Origin of the sequence: Amycolatopsis sp. lyj-108, assembly GCF_046549005.1 — a bacterium.
Taxonomy (GTDB): domain Bacteria; phylum Actinomycetota; class Actinomycetes; order Mycobacteriales; family Pseudonocardiaceae; genus Amycolatopsis.
In genome coordinates this window covers 361563-374980 of the sequence record NZ_JAJPWQ010000003.1, presented here as the reverse complement: position 1 = coordinate 374980, position 13418 = coordinate 361563, and the positions used below count along the sequence as shown (strand labels likewise).

Here is a 13418-nt window from a genome sequence, read left to right as displayed (position 1 = left end):
GCGCGGGGTAGGGCCAGCCCCAGCGGGGACCCACCGGCGCACCGCATTCACCCTGGCCCACCCCATGGACCAGACTCATGACGGTGACCGCAAACCTCCGCACAGGCAGCGATTTCGCCCGCCTGTCCCGCCGCGTCAGCGAAGCGGGCCTTCTCGACCGCCGTCCCGGCTATTACGTCTTCCGCATCGGGCTGGTGGCCACCCTCTTCGTCGCCGGCTGGATCGCCTTCTTCGCGATCGGGGATTCCTGGTGGCAGGTCGGGATCGCCGTCTTCCAGGCGGTGATGTTCGGCCAGATCGCCCTGTTGTCGCATGACCTGGCACACCGTCAGGTGTTCCGGACCCGCCGCCCTGCCGAGATCGCCGGCCGCGTCGCGGGGAACCTCGGCGTCGGCATGAGCTACGGCTGGTGGATGGACAAGCACACCCGCCACCACGCGAACCCGAACCACGAGGGCCTCGACCCCGACGTCGATCCGGACATCCTCGTGTGGTCGAAGGACCAGGCGCGGGCCAGCAAGGGCATCCCCCGGTTCATCGGCCGCTACCAGGCGTTCCTGTTCTTCCCGATGCTCACCCTCGAAGGCCTGAACCTGCACGTCTCCGGTATCCGCGCGGTTTCGAAGCCGGGCATCCGGGCCCGCTGGCTCGAAGCGGCGTTGCTGCTGACGCATTTCGCGCTCTACTTCAGCGCGCTGCTCCTGGTCCTCTCCCCCGCCAAGGCGCTCGTCTTCTTCGTCGTCCACAAAGCACTGTGGGGCGTCTACATGGGATCGATCTTCGCGCCCAACCACAAGGGGATGCCGATCCTGTCCGGTGACACCGAACTCGACTTCCTCCGCAAGCAGGTGCTCACGTCACGCAACGTCCGCGGCGGCCGGGTCGTCGACGTCGCGCTCGGCGGGCTCAACTACCAGATCGAGCACCATCTGTTCCCGAGTATGCCGTCGCCGCACCTGCGCCGCGCCCGGCCCATCGTCCAGGAGTACTGCGCCGAGCTCGGTGTTCCGTACCACGAGACGGGGCTCGCCGAGTCCTACAAGCTCGCGTTGCGCAGCCTGCACGAGGCCGGCGAGCCGATCAGAGCCAATCGTCAGGACGCGGCCAGGGCATGAGCGCCGCGAGTTCGTCCGCGACCGGCTCGGTCACCGTGTACCGCCCACGATGGAACAGCAGCGGACGATCGTCCGAAGGTTCCCCGAGCGCGGTGACCCTGCCGACGACGACGTAGTGGTCACCCGCCTCGTGCACGGTTTCGAGCGTGCAGTCGATCCACGTCAACGCCCCGGTCAGCAACGGGGATCCGGACGGGGCGGGGGTCCAGTCGATCGACGCGAACTTGTCCGCTCCCCGCGCGCCGAACACGGCGCTGACGTCCTGCTGGTCCTCGGCGAGCACGTTCACGGCGAACCGGCCGGACTCGGCGAGGACCGCCCAGGTCCGGGAAGTCTTGGCAGGACAGAAGAGCACCAGCGGCGGATCGAGGGAAAGCGCCGCGAACGACTGGCACGCGAACCCCACCGGCGCCCGGCCGTCGTGCCCGGTCACCACCGCGACACCGGTGCAGAAGTGCCCGAGCACCGTCCGGAACCGCGCCGGATCGATCTCCGCGCCGAGGTCGGTCACCGGGGTCACGACTGCCCCGGCGGGCGGGCGCCGACTGAAAAGTCGTGTCCCCACAAGGAAACCGCCGTACTCTCTCGGGCGATCCAGCTCTCGTCGTCCACTTGACGCCCCTCGCAGCCGTATTCGACGTCGAATCCGCCGGGGGTCTTCATGTAGAACGAGAGCATCAGATCGTTGACGTGCCGCCCGAGAGTGGCCGACATCGGCACCTTCCGGCGGATGGCCCGGTCGAGGCAGAGGCCGACGTCGTCGGTGTTCTCCACTTCCACCATGAGGTGCACGATACCGCTGGGAGTCGGCATCGGGAGGAACGCGAGACTGTGGTGACGCGGGTTGCAGCCGAAGAACCGCAGCCACGCCGGAGCGCCGTCGGCGGGCCTGCCGACCATCTGCGGCGGCAGCTTCATCGAGTCCCGCAACCGGAATCCGAGCACGTCACGGTAGAACCGCAGAGAAGCGTCATCGTCGTGTGTGGACAGTACGACGTGTCCGAGGCCTTGCTCACCGGTGACGAACTTGTGGCCGTACGGGCTCACCACGCGCCGATGCTGCAACGCGACGCCGTGGAACACTTCGAGCGTGTTGCCGGAAGGGTCCTCAAAGGACACGAGGCCGTCGACCCGGCGATCGGCCAGCTGGTCCGGGGTGCCTTCCTTGTACGGCACCGAATGCGCGTCGAGCGATGCCCGGATCCCGTCGAGTTCGGCGGCGTTGGCGACCTCCCAGCCCGCCACGGCGAGGCGGTCGTGCTCACCGGGGAAGATCACGAGCCGCGCCGGGAAGTCGTCCATGCGCAGGTAGAGCGCTTCCGGATTCGTGCCGGAGCCCTCGACCATGCCGAGGACCTTCAGCCCGTATTCGCGCCACGCGGCCATGTCGGTGGCTTCGATGCGAAGGTAGGCGAGCGAACGGATACCCATCAGGAGGCTCCCAGGAAGTCGAGTGCCAGCCGGTTGAATTCGTCGAACTTCTCCAGCTGCGCCCAGTGGCCGCAGCCGCCGAACACGTGCAGCTGGGCGCGCGGGATCGTCTTGAGCGCGAGCAGGGCGCCGTCGAGCGGGTTGACCCGGTCTTCCCGGCCCCAGATGAGCAGCACGCGTTGGCGCAGGCGATGCGCCTCACGCCACAGCATGCCCTCTTCGTAGGTGTCGGGCTGGGCGAACGACTTGCCCATCGCCTTCATCGCCGCCAGCGACTCCGGCGCGCTCGCGGCGGCGAACCGCTCGTCGATCAGTTCGTCGGTGATCAGGGACTGGTCGTGCACCATGATCCGCAGGAAGGCTTCGAGCTTCTCGCGGCTCGGGCCCGGCGGTGCGCTGAACCGGCCGAGGTTCTTGATGCCCTCGGTGGGATCGGGCGCGAACAGGTTCAAGCTCAAGCCGCCCGGCCCCATCAGGACAAGGCGTCCGGCGCGCTTCGGATGGTTGAGCGCGAGCCGCACGGAGGCGCCACCGCCGAGCGAGTTCCCGACGAAATGAGCGCGTTCGATGCCGAGTTCGTCCATCAGGCCGACCACGGCGTCCGCGCTGTGGCGGAAGTACTGGGGATGCTCGGTCGGTTTGTCCGACCGGCCGAACCCGGGCTGGTCGATCGCCAGCGTCCGGTAGTTCTTGCCGAACACCGGCAGGTTGCGGCCGAAGTTGCTCCACGCCGACGCGCCGGGCCCGCCACCGTGCAGCAGGATCACCGTCTCCGGATGTTCCGCGCCCGCCTCGTGGTAGTGCAGCTTGAGTCCATCTTGGATGGTGACGTACTTGCCTTCGGTCATCAGACCATCGCATTCTCGACGGGCAGCCCGAAGGCGCCGGTTCCGAACATGACGTAGGCGCGCTCGGCGTCGTTCGCCGCGTGCACCCGGCCGGCGTGGGCGTCGCGCCAGAACCGTTGGATCGGGGTTCCGGCCTGCAAAGCCCGTCCGCCGGAGTTCTCGAAAAGCCGGTCGATCGCGAAGATCGCGCGTTCCGTGCCGCGGACCTGGTCACGGCGCACCCGCAGCCGCGTGGGGAACGGCAGCTTCTCCCCCTTGCACGCCAGCTGGTACAGCTCGTCGATGTTGTGCGTCAGCTGGAGCCAGGCCGCGTCGATCTCGCTCGCCGCCTCGGCGATCCGCACCTTGGCGAACGGGTCCTCTTTGGACTGTTCACCCGCGTACGCCGCGCGGACGCGCTTGCCCTGGTACTCGACGTGCGCGTCGTAGGCGCCTTGCGCCATCCCGATGATCGGCGCGGTGATCGTGCTCGGATGCACCGATCCGTAGGGCAGTTTGTACAGCGGACCGGGGTTGATCTCCTGTCCGGGCGTCTTGCACTTCGACGTCGCGATGAAACTGAGCGCGCGGTGTTTCGGCACGAAGACGTCGTTCACGATGATGTCGTTGGACCCGGTGCCGCGCAGGCCCACGGTGTCCCAGACGTCCTCGATCGTGTAGTCGGAGATCGGCACCAGGTAGGTGCAGAAGTCGACCGGCTTGCCGCCGGAGAACACCGGACCGCCCAGCAGCACCCAGGTCGCGTGGTCGCAGCCGGAGGAGAAACTCCAGCGCCCGCTGAGCCGGTAGCCGCCGTCGACGACGTCCGCCTTGCCCATCGGCGCGTACGACGAGGAGATCCGGACGTCGGTGTCGTCGCCCCAGACGTCCTGCTGCGCCTGCGCCTCGAACAGGCCGAGATGCCAAGGGTGGACGCCGAGGATGGAGGCGACCCAGCCCGTGGACCCGCACGCGCTCGCGACGAGCTTGACCGCGGTGTAGAAGCTCACCGGGTCGGCTTCGAGGCCACCGAACGTCTTCGGCTGCAGGAGTTTGAAGAACCCGGTCTCCTGCAAGGATTTGACGGACTCCTCGGGAACGCGCCTGGCGTCCTCCGCCTCCTGCGCCCGCTCCCGCAGGACCGGCAGCAGCTCCCGGATCCCCGCGATCACGTCCTGCGCGGCGTGCTCGCTCATATGCGTTCCCTCTCTCGCCGTACTCGGTGAACCGAGTCCAAGACTAGAACACGTTCTCGTTTTTGTCGACCGATCCCCGGTCGAGCGCACTGTGCAGTCCGGCACGCCGACCGGAAAACACGCAGTCGGCCAGCGACAGACCGCTCACGTAGGACCTAGAACAGATTCCCACCGCGGTCCGTCCCGCCGCGTACAGGCCGCGGATCGGAGCGCTGTCGGCGGAGCGCACCGCCCCGGTCTCCTCGTCCACGACCAGGCCGCCCAGCGTCAGCATCGGGCACGGATAGCCGAGGTTCGGCTTGATCGAAACGTCGATCAGCGAGTACGGCGCCTGATCCAGCGGCCGCGCGAACTCCGCGGGTTTGCCCGTCGGATCCGCGCCGGACCGTGCGGCCTCGACACTGGCGGCCAGCCCGCCGGGGTCGACGCCCGCCTTGCGCGCGACCTCGTCGAGCGAACCGGCGACGACGCGTTGCCGCAGCAGATACCGCACCTGAAGTCCCTGGAACCATTGACTTTGCCCGCGCGCGTCCCGCTGGACCTCCCGGACGATGGCGTCGTCGACCAGCAGCCAGCCACGTCCTTCGTGTCCGGTGATCATGCGTTCGCCGACGGCCGCACCGTACCGGGATTCGTCGATGATCCGGCCGCCCGTCTTGTCCACGAGCAGGCCACCCAGGAACGCCGACGGCGGCGTGATGAACCGCCAGGCGGAGATCCGCCCGAGCTCGGCGGTCGCCCCGCCGGCCTCGACCCCCATCCGAATGCCGGATCCGTCGTCGGCCGACGTCCCGAGCGCCAGTCCGCCGCGATACGCGGGCGCGTGCTCACGCACCATCTCGCGGTTCGCGATGAACCCGCCCGCCGCGAGGACGACCCCGCGTGAGGCGGAAATCCGCAGCTCACGGCCGTAGCGACGCTCGATCCGCTCCGCCCGCCGGTGCAGCGATTTCCGCATTGACGGCACGTAGATCCCCGGTTTCGCGGCATACGCCGACAGCCTCCGGTGCGCGGCCCGCACGCGAGCGGGCGCGTCCCGCAGGGTGGACACGACGACGCCGGTCACAGCACCGTCGGCGTCCACGATCAGGTTCCGGGCGGCGGTCTGCGGCAGCACCTGGACCCCGCGGCTCCGGACGGCGTCGGTGAGCCGTTTCATCAGCAGCTTTCCCGACGTACCCGGCCCTTTGACGCGATGTCCGCGCGGCGCGGGCTTGGCGGCGTCACGGAAACCGCCCGCCGCCTCGCTGCCCGAGTAGTACAGATAGTGCTTGTCGCTCGGGTAAGACGTCTTGTACGGGCACAGGCTCCCCTCGAACGGGACACCGTTGCCCTCCAGCCAGGTCACCATCTCCGTACTGCCCGCGCAAAACCGCCGCAGGGTCTCCTCGGAGACGACGTCGCCGACCTCGAGCCGCAGGTAGTCGTACATCGCGTCGACACTGTCGTCGACACCCGCGTCCCGCTGCTGCGCCGTCCCGCCACCGGCGTAGACGACACCACCGCTGACCGCACTCGCGCCACCACCGGAAAACCGGTCCAGCACCAGCACCCGGGCACCGGCGTCGGCGGCCTCGATCGCCGCGCAGGCGCCTGCCGCTCCGAAGCCCACGATCACCACATCCGCGACGAGGGAGTCCATGACCCCACCCTAGAACTAGAACACGTTCTCGTCTATGGTGACTGGAGCAGCGCGGATGCTGCTACATGCTTCCTACAACGTGTTTCAGGTGAGGGGCGTATGGAGTTCGACGTGATCGTGGCGGGCAGTGGTGCCGCCGGGATGACCGCCGCACTGTCCGCAGCCCACCGGGGACTCGAGGTCCTGGTCGTGGAGAAGGCCGCCCACTTCGGCGGCTCGACGGCGCGCTCCGGCGGCGGCGTCTGGATCCCCGGCAACCACGCGTTGCGCGCGGCCGGGATCTCCGAACCCCCGGAGCGGGCGCACGAATACCTCGAAGCGATCGTCGGTGACGTCGTCCCCGCCGAACTCCGGTCGGCCTTCCTCGACCGCGGTCCCGAGGTCCTGTCCTTCGTCTGTGACAAGACGCCGTTGCGCTTCCGCTGGGTCCGCGGCTACTCGGACTACCACCCGGAGGCGCCCGGCGGGCGCGCCGGCGGACGGTCGGTCGAACCGGCCGCGCTCGACGGCAACCTGCTGGGACCGGAGCTCGCGAAGCTGGAGCCGCCGTACAGCGCTCCCCCGCTCGGCGCCCCGATCACCCAGGCGGACTACCGGTGGCTGAGCCTGCTCGCCCGGCATCCGCGCGGCATCCTCCGCGTATTCGGTCTCGGCGGCCGCTGGCTGGCGGGCCGGATCCGGCGGCAGCGGCTGCTTTCCATGGGGCAAGCGCTTGCGGCCGGTCTGCGTGAGGGCCTGCGCCGGGCGGAGGTCCCCGTCTGGCTGAACACGCCGCTGGTGGATCTCGAGATCGAAGGCGACCGGGTGACCGGCGTCGTGGTCCGCCATGAGGGTGAGGAAAAGACGATCCGCGCGCGGCTCGGCGTCGTTCTCGGCGCGGGCGGATTCGAACGCAACGAGGAGATGCGGGCCAAGTACCAGCGGGCCCCGATCGGTACGGAGTGGACCGTCGGCGCCGAGGCCAACACCGGCGACGCCATCGACGCCGGGCTCAAACTCGGCGCGGCCGTCGACCTGATGGACGACGCGTGGTGGGGTCCGTCCATCCCGCTGACCGGCGGCCCGTGGTTCGCGCTCGCCGAACGGTCGCGGCCGGGCTGCCTGATGGTCAACGCGCGCGGCGAACGCTTCGTCAACGAGTCGGCGCCGTACGTCGAGGCCGTGCACGCGATGTACGGCGAAGGTGACGGCCCCGGCGCGAACATCCCGACCTGGCTGGTGTTCGACCAGCGCAACCGCAACCGGTACATGTTCACCGGCCTCGGCCCGCGCCAGCCGCTGCCCGGCCGCTGGTTCAAAGCGGGCATCGCGGTCAAAGCGAGCACGATCGCGAAACTCGCCGAACGCATCGAGGTTCCGGCCGACGCGCTGGAAGCCACCGTCCGGCGGTTCAACGGCTTCGCGAAAAGCGGCGTGGACGAGGACTTCCACCGCGGGCGCAGCGCGTACGACCACTACTACGGCGACCCGCGGAACAAACCCAACCCGAGCCTGGGCCCGCTGGACGTCGCGCCGTACTACGCGGTGAAGATCGTGCCCGGCGACCTGGGCACCAAGGGCGGTTTGAGGACCGACCGGCACGCGCGCGTCCTGCGCGAGGACGGGTCGGTGATCGACGGACTTTACGCGGCGGGCAACACGAGCGCGGCGGTGATGGGCCGCACCTATGCCGGCCCCGGCGCGACGATCGGCCCGGCGATGGTGTTCGGCTACCTTGCGGCCGAGCATCTCGCGCAGCAAGATCACACCAAAGCGGGAGGCAGCCGATGACGACGGAATCCGTACGGCAGATCGACGCGGGCGCGCCCCCTTCGCGGTTCGCGCGCGGCTGGCACTGTCTCGGCCTGGCCGAGCCGTTCCGCGACGGGAAACCGCACGCCATCACGGCGTTCGGGACGAAACTGGTGGTCTTCGCCGATTCGTCCGGCAAGCTGAACGTGCTCGACGGGTACTGCCGTCACATGGGCGGCGACCTCACCCAGGGCGAGGTCAAGGGCGACGAGATCGCCTGCCCGTTCCACGACTGGCGCTGGAACGGCAACGGCAAATGCGTCTCGATCCCCTACGCCAAGCGGGTTCCGCTGCGGGCGCGGACGAAGTCGTGGACCGTGCTGGAGGAGAACAAGCAGCTGTTCGTCTGGCACGACCCGGAGGGCAACCCGCCGCCCGAGGACGTCGTCATCCCGCGGATCGAGGGCGTGTTCAACGGCGAGTGGAGCAACTGGACCTGGGACTCGGTGCTGATCGAGGGCTCCAACTGCCGCGAGATCATCGACAACATGGTCGACATGGCGCACTTCTTCTACATCCACTACGCCTTCCCGACCTACTTCAAGAACGTGTTCGAAGGCCACGTCGCCACGCAGTACCTGAACACGAAGGGCCGTCCGGACAAGGGAATGGCGTCGAACTACGGCGGCGAGGAGAACCTGCTGCGGTCGGAGGCGTCGTACTTCGGTCCGTCGTACATGATCAACACACTGCTCAACACGTACCAGGGTTTCGAGATCGAGAACGTGCTGATCAACTGCCACTACCCGGTCACCGAGAACTCGTTCGTGCTGCAGTGGGGCGTGAGCGTGAAGAAGTTCGAGGGCGTCTCGGACGAACACGCGGACAAGATCGCCGGGAAGTTCGCCAAGGGCATCGGCGTCGGCTTCCTGCAGGACGTGGAGATCTGGCGCAACAAGACGCGCATCGACAACCCGTTGCTGTGCGAGGAGGACGGGCCCGTTTACCAGCTGCGCCGCTGGTACGACCAGTTCTATGTGGACGCGGCCGACGTCACCGAGGACATGACGCGGCGGTTCGAGTTCGAAGTGGACACCAGCCGCGCCAACGAGGTCTGGGCGGCGGAGGTGGCCGAGAACCTGGCGCGGCAGCAGTCGGAAGAGGCCGGGGTGTGAAGCCCGAAACCGTCGAGTTCCTCACCGCCGGGCTGCGGCCGCTGAGCTGCCGCGCGTGCGGAACATGCGTGCTGGTCAAGAAGAACAGCATGCAGCACACCAGTATCCAGTGGACGAGCGACGCGTCCCGGAGCTGCCCGGTGTTCGCCGAGCAGAAGGCGTCGGGCGCGCAGACGGCGTTGCTCGACACCTGCGGCAATCTCAGCGAAAGCATCGACGCCGCGTTGAAGGACGGCCTGCTGGAGGTGCCCGAATGAGCGGTCCCGTCACCGTGACCGTGGCCGAGGTGATCACCGAGACGGCCGACGCGCGCTCGATCGTGTTCGAGATCCCGACCGAGCACGCTTCTGTTTTCGCTTACACCCCAGGGCAGTTCCTCACCGTGCGCGTGCCGAGCGAGCGGACCGGGTCGGTGGCCCGCTGCTACTCGCTCTCCAGCGCGCCGCACGAGAACCGGGTGCAGGTCACCGTCAAACGCACCGCCGACGGCTACGGGTCGAACTGGCTCTGCGACAACCTGCAGGCCGGTCAGGAGGTCCAGGTCCTGCCGCCGGCCGGGGTGTTCAGCCCCGCGTCGCTCGACGAGGACTTCCTGCTGCTCGCGGGCGGCAGCGGCATCACGCCGGTGATGTCGATCCTCAAGTCCGCGCTGGAACACGGAACCGGCAAGGTGATCCTGCTGTACGCCAATCGCGACGAGCGATCGGTGATCTTCGCGCGAGAGCTGGCGGACCTCGCCGCTCGGCACCAGGACCGGCTGGTCGTCGTGCACTGGCTGGAAAGCCTGCAAGGACTTCCGACCGAGGCACACCTTCGCGCCCTGGTGGCGCCGTACACCACGCACGAGGCGTTCATCTGCGGCCCCGGCCCGTTCATGGACGCCGCGCGCACGGTGCTCAAGGACCTCGGACTGCCGCGCAAGCGGATCCACCTGGAGCGCTTCCTGTCCTTGGGCGGGAATCCGTTCGAGGTGGCCGAGCCCGTCGCCGTCGAAGAGGCCGAGACCCCGGCGGCGGTCGAGGTCACCCTCGACGGGGAGACCAAGAAGCTCGACTGGCCTCGCCGGACGAAGCTGCTGGACCTGTTGCTGGAAAAGGGTTTCGACGCGCCGTATTCGTGTCGCGAGGGCCAGTGCAGCGCCTGCGCTTGCCGAGTCATCTCCGGTGAGGTGAAGATGCTGAACAACGAGGTCCTCGACGGCGACGACATCGCCGAAGGCATCGTACTGGCGTGCCAGTCCCTGCCACTGACCGACGAGGTCACCGTCACCTACGAGTAGGAGATGCCGGTGGTTTCTTCAGGCAAACCGCAGAGACGCGAGGTCCGCTTCGCGCGAGTTCCGCCTTCAATCACGCGAGTTCCGGCTTCAATCACGCGAGTTCCGCCTTCAATCACGCGTGTCCCACCTGACAAACCCACAGCACCGTAGGAGTCCCTGTGCCCATCGACCCCACAGTCGCGATCGGCGCCGACCTCGGCGAGGTGAGTTTCGCCTGGACCGCGTCGGACGTGCAGCTCTACCACCTGGCGCTCGGCGCGGGCGCGGATCCGACGAGCCCGCGGGAACTGCGCTACACCTACGAGGACGGCCTCCAGGTGATGCCGACGTTCGCCACCGTGGCGGCGAACCTGCGCGTGTTCGAACCGCCGGCGGTCTCGTTCCCCGGTGTCGAGGTCGACCTCGGGAAGGTGTTGCACGGCAAGCAGGAAGTGATCGCGCACCGGCCGATCCCGACGTCGGGCAAGGCGGTGGCGCGCACGCGGATCGTGGACGTCTTCGACAAGGGCAAGGCGGCCGTGATCGTGAACGAAACGGTCGCCACCGACTCGGACGGCACTCCACTGTGGACACTGCGGTCGAGCATCTTCGCCCGTGGCGAAGGCGGTTTCGGCGGCGAACGCGGCCCGTCCGACCGCGTCGAACTCCCGTCGCGCGAACCGGACGCGGTCATCGAGACGCCGACGTTGCCGCAGCAGGCGCTGCTCTACCGGCTCTGCGGCGACCGTAACCCCCTGCACGCCGACCCCGCGTTCGCCGCGGCCGCCGGGTTCGACAAGCCGATCCTGCACGGCCTGTGCACCTACGGCGTCATCGCGAAGGCCGTCACCGACGAGTTCCTCGACGGCGACGCCTCCCGCGTCGCGTCGTTCTCGGCCAAGTTCGCCGGCGTCGTCTTCCCCGGCGAACCGCTACGGACCCGCGTCTGGCGCGAGCCCGCCGGGCTGCTGATCACCACCACGGCACCGGATCGGGACGAGGCACCCGTCCTTTCCGACACTTTCTTGACCACGACAGACTGAATCATCGTTCCCGCAGGTAGCCGCTCTGGCTAGACTCGGCCAAGTGCGCCCCTTGATCTCGGACCCGTATGCCGAACTCGGCCGGGACTACGCGCGATCAAGACGCCCGGATCCCCGTATCGCCGCCGCCGTCACCGCCGCCCTCGGTGACGCGCGCTCGGTGGTCAACGTCGGGGCCGGAGCCGGTTCCTACGAGCCGGAAGACCGTGACGTGCTGGCCGTCGAGCCGTCACGGCGGATGATCGCGCAGCGTCCGGCCGCCGCGGCCCCCGCCGTCCAGGCGTGCGCGGAAGAGCTGCCGTTCCCCGACGGCGCCTTCGACGCGGCCCTCGCGGTGCTCACCGTGCACCACTGGACGGATGTGACCGCCGGGCTGGCCGAGTTGCGGCGTGTGTCCCGCCGCCAGGTGATCGTGACCTGGGATCAGGCGGTGTTCGCGCGGTTCTGGCTGGTCCGGGACTACCTGCCGGAGATCGCCGAACACGAGAGCAGGCTCGCCTGTCTGGACCGGGTCGTCGAGGAGCTGGGCGCGGCGGGTGTGACCCCCACGGTGGCCCCGCTGCCGGTGCCCTCGGACTGCGTCGACGGGTTCCTCGGCGCGTATTGGCGCAGGCCGGAGGCGTACCTGTCCGAACGCGTGCGCGCGGGGATGTCCGGGGTGGCGCTGCTGGACCAGAACGTCGTCGCGACGGCGGTCGAGCGCCTGCGTGCCGATCTGGCCGACGGACATTGGCATCGGCACCACGTCGGCCTGCTCGGCCGGACGGAACTGGACCTGGGATATCGGCTCGTCACGGCGTGACCGAGTACACAGTGGACACTCTCGTGGCGTGGACGGCGGTCGACCCCGGGTGCGGGGCGTGGTATTCATGGCTCTCGTGACGACTGCGACGGGGAGCGGCATGACGGCGGAGTACTTCGTGGTCCGTGGCCAGGTGGAGAAGGGCGATCAGCGCGGCCGGGAACTGGGCTTCCCGACCGCCAACATCGCGCTGCGCGACCAAGACGGCCAAGTCGGCGACGGAGTGTGGGCGGGCTGGGCCGAACGCGCCGACGGCACCCGGATCGCGGCCGCGGTCTCGGTCGGCAGGCGGCCGACCTACTACGGCGCGGACGGCTACCGGCTCGTCGAAGCACATCTGCTGGAGTTCAGCGGCGACCTCTACGGCGAGGTGCTGACCGTGTGGCTGGGCCACCACCTGCGCGAGCAGGAGGCGTACCCGTCGTCCGAGGCGCTGATCGTCGCGCTCAACAAGGACATCGCCGACGCCGCGAAGTGGGCCGCGGGCAACCCTGCCGACGGCCTGCCGGACGCGGGCACCGCCGAGGCGGGGGTCGTGTGCCGCGTCCTCGGCAATTAGTCACCTACTTGCGCTCGCTGACCGCGCAAGCAGGTGACTGGTTGCGGGGTCAGACGGCGGCGCCCAACAGCATGTAACCCATCCCCAGCCCCATGACGACCCGGCACACCCGCCGTGACGTCTGCGCGGAGTCGCCGTCGCCCCGCGCCGCCAACACGCCGGCAAGCACCGCGTCCGCGGCGAAGTACGCGGCCACGACACCGAAGACCAGGGAAAGCCACAGCGCGGAAGCGCCGCCGGGGCCGGACATCACCAGCCACGGGCCGTGGGTGACGTCGCTGTGCGGCATGAACGTCACCATGAACAGCATCGCGGTGGCGGAGACGGCGTGATGCCCGCACGCGGTGTGCCCGGATCGCCGTCCCTTCCACCACGCGACGGCGAACCACCCCGCGGTCAGCGCCAGGACCGCCTGCCAGCCCGCCGCGGGGATCGGGCCGCCGACCGGGGACAGCATCGCGACCATGGCGACGACGAGCAGCAGTTCGGCCAGGTCACCGTTGCGGATCGCCGCGCCCTGCGTGCCGTAGTCCAGCCGGACGAGTCTCAGCACGCATGGCAGGACCAGCGCGGCGAACACCGCGGTGAGTGTCCAAGCGACGATTCCGGACATGGCACCTCCCGGGCGGTGGTCCCTTT

General features: G+C 68.9%; 14 protein-coding genes. 8 read left to right on the top strand and 6 right to left on the bottom strand.

The genetic code is table 11. The annotated features are described in order from the left end of the window. Positions 1-77: 77 nt before the first annotated feature. Positions 78-1115 (top strand): fatty acid desaturase family protein, encoded by a 1038-nt coding sequence (locus tag ACLJO0_RS13355; protein ID WP_410578777.1) that lies wholly within the window; start codon positions 78-80, stop codon positions 1113-1115. Here ACLJO0_RS13355 and hsaB read toward each other — a convergent pair. From hsaB to ACLJO0_RS13330, 5 genes are read right to left on the bottom strand one after another with little or no spacing between them, the layout of a single operon-like run. Beyond that, on the bottom strand, positions 1081-1635 hold the full coding sequence (gene hsaB / locus ACLJO0_RS13350) for a 3-hydroxy-9,10-secoandrosta-1,3,5(10)-triene-9,17-dione monooxygenase reductase subunit (RefSeq protein WP_125785497.1): 555 nt from the start codon (positions 1633-1635) through the stop codon (positions 1081-1083). The genes ACLJO0_RS13355 and hsaB overlap by 35 nt on opposite strands. Further along, positions 1632-2546 carry an iron-dependent extradiol dioxygenase HsaC gene (hsaC, locus tag ACLJO0_RS13345; RefSeq protein WP_410578774.1) on the bottom strand — a complete coding sequence of 305 codons (915 nt, stop codon included), beginning with the start codon at positions 2544-2546 and terminating at the stop codon, positions 1632-1634. The genes hsaB and hsaC overlap by 4 nt, the downstream gene beginning before the upstream one ends. Beyond that, on the bottom strand, positions 2546-3394 hold the full coding sequence (hsaD, locus tag ACLJO0_RS13340) for a 4,5:9,10-diseco-3-hydroxy-5,9,17-trioxoandrosta-1(10),2-diene-4-oate hydrolase (protein WP_410578772.1): 849 nt from the start codon (positions 3392-3394) through the stop codon (positions 2546-2548). The genes hsaC and hsaD overlap by 1 nt, the downstream gene beginning before the upstream one ends. Beyond that, positions 3394-4569: a 3-hydroxy-9,10-secoandrosta-1,3,5(10)-triene-9,17-dione monooxygenase oxygenase subunit gene (gene hsaA / locus ACLJO0_RS13335; RefSeq protein ID WP_410578770.1), complete on the bottom strand. Its 1176-nt coding sequence runs from the start codon at positions 4567-4569 to the stop codon at positions 3394-3396. The genes hsaD and hsaA overlap by 1 nt, the downstream gene beginning before the upstream one ends. Positions 4570-4612: 43 nt before the next feature. Further along, positions 4613-6211 (bottom strand): FAD-binding protein, encoded by a 1599-nt coding sequence (locus tag ACLJO0_RS13330; protein ID WP_410578768.1) that lies wholly within the window; start codon positions 6209-6211, stop codon positions 4613-4615. Positions 6212-6310: 99 nt separating this feature from the next. On the opposite strand from ACLJO0_RS13330, the gene kstD reads away from it, so the two are divergent. From kstD to ACLJO0_RS13295, 7 genes are all read left to right on the top strand, one after another. Continuing rightward, positions 6311-7981, top strand: a complete 1671-nt coding sequence (gene kstD / locus ACLJO0_RS13325; protein WP_410578766.1) for a 3-oxosteroid 1-dehydrogenase — start codon at positions 6311-6313, stop codon at positions 7979-7981. Continuing rightward, a complete protein-coding gene (locus ACLJO0_RS13320) occupies positions 7978-9117 on the top strand; it encodes a Rieske 2Fe-2S domain-containing protein (RefSeq protein ID WP_410578764.1) in 1140 nt (379 codons plus the stop codon). Before kstD ends, ACLJO0_RS13320 begins: the two co-directional genes overlap by 4 nt. Continuing rightward, entirely contained in the window at positions 9114-9374 is a 261-nt protein-coding gene (locus tag ACLJO0_RS13315) for a hypothetical protein (protein WP_125785490.1), read from the top strand. The genes ACLJO0_RS13320 and ACLJO0_RS13315 overlap by 4 nt, the downstream gene beginning before the upstream one ends. Continuing rightward, entirely contained in the window at positions 9371-10396 is a 1026-nt protein-coding gene (locus ACLJO0_RS13310) for a 2Fe-2S iron-sulfur cluster-binding protein (protein WP_410578762.1), read from the top strand. The genes ACLJO0_RS13315 and ACLJO0_RS13310 overlap by 4 nt, the downstream gene beginning before the upstream one ends. 158 nt (positions 10397-10554) lie before the next feature. Next, on the top strand, positions 10555-11418 hold the full coding sequence (locus tag ACLJO0_RS13305) for a MaoC/PaaZ C-terminal domain-containing protein (RefSeq protein WP_410578760.1): 864 nt from the start codon (positions 10555-10557) through the stop codon (positions 11416-11418). A gap of 52 nt (positions 11419-11470) precedes the next feature. Continuing rightward, on the top strand, positions 11471-12220 hold the full coding sequence (locus ACLJO0_RS13300; protein ID WP_410579297.1) for a class I SAM-dependent methyltransferase: 750 nt from the start codon (positions 11471-11473) through the stop codon (positions 12218-12220). A 100-nt stretch (positions 12221-12320) separates the two neighbouring features. Continuing rightward, positions 12321-12779, top strand: a complete 459-nt coding sequence (locus tag ACLJO0_RS13295) for a riboflavin kinase (RefSeq protein WP_410579296.1) — start codon at positions 12321-12323, stop codon at positions 12777-12779. A 49-nt stretch (positions 12780-12828) separates the two neighbouring features. On the opposite strand, the gene ACLJO0_RS13290 is transcribed toward ACLJO0_RS13295, so the two are convergent. Next, complete coding sequence (locus ACLJO0_RS13290) at positions 12829-13392, bottom strand: DUF5134 domain-containing protein (RefSeq protein WP_410578758.1); 564 nt, start codon at positions 13390-13392, stop codon at positions 12829-12831. Positions 13393-13418 lie beyond the last annotated feature (26 nt).